2 protein-coding genes are annotated in these 3,625 nt (G+C 58.7%); both read left to right on the forward strand.

Annotated elements, in window-relative coordinates:
- The first annotated feature begins 238 nt into the window (after nt 1-238).
- Complete coding sequence (locus tag AWB68_RS43195; protein ID WP_087650222.1) at nt 239-1,309, forward strand: tyrosine-type recombinase/integrase; 1,071 nt, start codon at nt 239-241, stop codon at nt 1,307-1,309.
- A 146-nt stretch (nt 1,310-1,455) separates the two neighbouring features.
- Nucleotides 1,456-3,600, forward strand: coding sequence for a tyrosine-type recombinase/integrase (locus AWB68_RS43200; protein ID WP_160110185.1), 2,145 nt, complete (start codon nt 1,456-1,458; stop codon nt 3,598-3,600).
- Nucleotides 3,601-3,625 lie beyond the last annotated feature (25 nt).

Genomic DNA, 3,625 nt, shown 5'->3' on the forward strand with positions numbered 1-3,625 from the left:
TATAAGTTATTTGGAATTGGATTTGTGCTACGGTAAGCCAACGTTTTTGTTGGCGTAACACGCTGGGCGTCCCGAAACGAGATCACGCAGGGTTATCCACGGGGCCGCCGCCCGCTCTTCTATAGCGAATGGCGAGCGGCCCGGTGGATAACCCGTGCCGAAGACGATGCTGTTTTACCTGCTCATGCTGGATCGTCACGTAGTGACGAGGCAGCATCCCTCGCAAGAGGAGCGAATCATGACTGCAAGCAACGCTGTTGTCGAACCGGTTTGGGAACGGTATCCACTTATCGCCTCGAACTCTTACGCTCGACGCTGGATACAAAGTTGCGTGATGCTGGGCCTGGCAAGGAACACGGTCGCCGCCTACATGAACGCAGTGGAAGGCTTCCTTCGATTTGCGCAGGACCGCTCCCTCGATCTGCGCAGCGTATCGCGCGAGACCATCGCACAGTATGTCGGCGAGCTGCGGACTCAGCCAAGACGAGCGAATGCGAATGTGATTCGCATCGACTCAGGCGGTTTCCTGTCGAACGCAACGCTGCAGCAGCGTCTTACCGCAGTCCGGTTACTGTTCGAGTTCCTGGTTGACGAGGGGCTCATCAGGACCAACCCTGTCAGCCGTGGCCGCTATACGGCATCCAGCCACTTTGGCGCGTGCGGCGAACGAAGCCTCATCCAGAAGTTTCACAAGCTGCCGTGGATTCCAACGGAGGCGCAGTGGATGGCCCTGCTGGATGTGGTCCGCGACGAACCGAAGCGTAATAGATGCATGCTGGCGTTTGCCTATGATGCGGCGCTTCGTCGGGAGGAACTGTGCCAGCTTCGGGGCAGCGATCTCGATCCGGCCCATCGGCTGCTGCGTATCCGGGCAGAGACGACCAAGGGGCGCCGCGAGCGTGTCGTGCCGTATTCCGATACTTCCGGCGAACTCCTGCGCGACTACCTTCGCCACCGGCATGTCCTTGCCGGAGATCGGCACGCCCTGTTCCTATCCGAATCACCCCGCAACCATGGGGCGCCCATCACGCTATGGACATGGTCCAAGGTAGTCCGATCCATTGCGCTTCGTGCCGATGTTCCGGCGTTCTCGACCCATACGCTGCGCCATCTTTGTCTGACCGATCTCGCCCGCTCGGGCTGGCAACTGCACGAGATTGCCCGTTTTGCCGGTCACCAGAATCTGGAGACGACCAGGCAGTACGTGCATCTGTCGGGACATGATCTAGCCGAGCGTTTCGCGAAGACCATGCGTCAGATCCACGCGTGGCGTGTCGACGCCCTGGCTTGTGTCGCCGATGCGGAGTAAAGGTGATGAACTCGTCCCGGGCTGCACGCGCACCCAAGCCTGACCCCTGTCTGTGGACGTGGCCGATCCAGACCACGGACTATGATTGCAGAAGCCGCCTGACTACTACGGAACAGCGCGTGCTGACGCGGGAGCTTCCACGCGTCATGGAAACCGAGCGCACGGTAAGAGCGATGCTCATAAAGTTGTCAGGTCTTGAACGTCTGCTTACGCCGATCAACCATGCGCTCGCTATTGTTGATGGCAAGCGTGTTTACGGTGACCGCGTCAGACTGATGCTTCTTCAGCATTGCGCTATGCAAAGAACAACGTTCTGGGCCTGGGACGCGACAGTCTGGCGCACAGTTATCGGGACCACTCAGGAAGCTTTCTACGCTGCCCACGTACCGAAGCCGTACGCCGGTGGCGAGCGCCAAGCATTGATGGCGGTTGCGTACCTGCTGCGCTGCTTCGGCGACATTCCCAGTCTCGGTGGCGTGAAACGCGTCGCCTTGGCCGAGAAGATCTTCGGCAAGGAACGGATAGCTGCCACGCTAAAGCAGGTTACCGACATCTCAACGACTTGGGGCTATTGCAACAATTGCAAGCCTCTGATGAGCCTGATTGCAGAGCTGCTGCTCATTAACCAGCGCCCCGACCTCGCGTCGCTGACAGGCGAGTTCATTGAGTCCATTCGCGCCCGCCGCCACAACTCGAACTATCGCAGCTCCCTGTACTTCCAACTCGCGCGTGTCCTGGCGACACTCGGGATACTTCGGGCCGCTCCCGAAGTGCGAAACGGGGTGGACAGGGAATCCATTCATGAAATGAGGATTGCTGGCATTGCTGCGGCCTGGGTCAGCACGGTCGAGAGATGGGAGGCGACCAGTACGCTGACAATATCCACACGTGGCCATATGCGCGATATGGTCCTGAAGGCCGGCCGCTGGTTGCAAGCCTGTCACCCGGAAATCACTTGTGCGGATCAGTGGACCCGCGAACTGGCGGCGGAATACGTTGGCGCGGTTGAACGCATGCATGTCGGCGACTACGTTTGGAGAACTGCTGCCGTCGGCATGAAGCTCGGCAAACCGGCGACAGCGCGATCGAAGGATGCCTTCCTTGTCGCGATGCGATGCTTCTTCGCCAATATTCAAGAGTGGGAATGGATCCCGCGCCGCTTTGATCCGTTTCGGGCCTTTGCAACGCCTCGCTCAATCAAGGCCTTGATCGGACCTGCACCACGCGTCATTGCCGATGACCTCTGGGCGAAACTGCTCTGGGCAGGTCTTAATCTGACGCTCGCCGATCTTCCCGGGCATGGTGGCACCACGACAGGCAATCGCCATCCGACAGGGAGTATTCATCGCAGCGGTGGCTATTATCCGCTTGAGCTGCTGCAGGCGTTGAGCATCGTCTGGCTATTTGCAGGACTACGCAGCGACGAGATTGTCCGATTGCGAGTCGGCTGCGTGCACACGGAACCATCAATAGGGCAACAAAGTACTCAGTGCTGGATGCTCGACGTTCCAGTTCACAAGACGGGAACGGCATTTACCAAACCAATCGACACCATCGTCGGCGAAGCGCTCACCGCCTGGGAGCGCGTTCGCCCCACGCAACCAGCGGCGCTCGATATCAAGACGAGCGAGCGAGTTGACTTCCTGTTCTCGTATCGCGCAAGGTCACTTCCACGCGAATACCTAAACCAAAGCCTGATCCCTCTTCTTTGCCGGAAGGCGGGCATTCCGCGTGCGGATGCCCGTGGACAGATCAGCAGCCACCGGGCCCGTTCGACCATTGCGAGTCAGCTCTTCAATGCCAGGGAACCGATGACACTGTTCGAACTGCAGGCGTGGCTCGGTCATCGCTCACCGGTAACCACTCAACACTACGTGGCGTTCACGCCGACCCGGCTCGCCCGCGCCTATTCGGAGGCACAGTACTTCCAGCGCAACCTGCGAATGATGGAGGTGCTCGTCGACCGCCAAGCAATCGACGATGGCCGAAGGGATCAGCCATGGCGTTATTACGATCTCGGCCACGGTCTCTGCTCGTACGAATTCTTCGATCAATGTCCACACCGCATGGCTTGCGCACGTTGTGACTTCTACGTTCCAAAGGAATCGTCGCGCGCCGATCTGATCCAATCGAAGACCGGCATGATACGAATGCTGCAGGAAATACCGCTGACGGACGATGAGCGTGCAGCAGTGGAAGGCGATCAAAAAGCCATAGACCGCCTGCTCAAGAGGCTCGAAGATACACCGACGCCCAATCGGCCTGCCTCGTCGAAGAACAAGAGGCGTTGATAAAAAATCTTTCAATTCCACATAA

Origin of the sequence: Caballeronia choica (assembly GCF_001544535.1) — a bacterium.
Classification (GTDB): Bacteria; Pseudomonadota; Gammaproteobacteria; order Burkholderiales; family Burkholderiaceae; genus Caballeronia; species Caballeronia choica.

Bases quoted from the DNA above. Each gene is read 5' to 3' on its own strand.
- AWB68_RS43195 (WP_087650222.1), top strand. From the start codon at position 239: ATGACTGCAAGCAACGCTGTTGTCGAACCGGTTTGGGAACGGTATCCA.
- AWB68_RS43200 (WP_160110185.1), top strand. From the start codon at position 1,456: ATGGAAACCGAGCGCACGGTAAGAGCGATGCTCATAAAGTTGTCAGGT.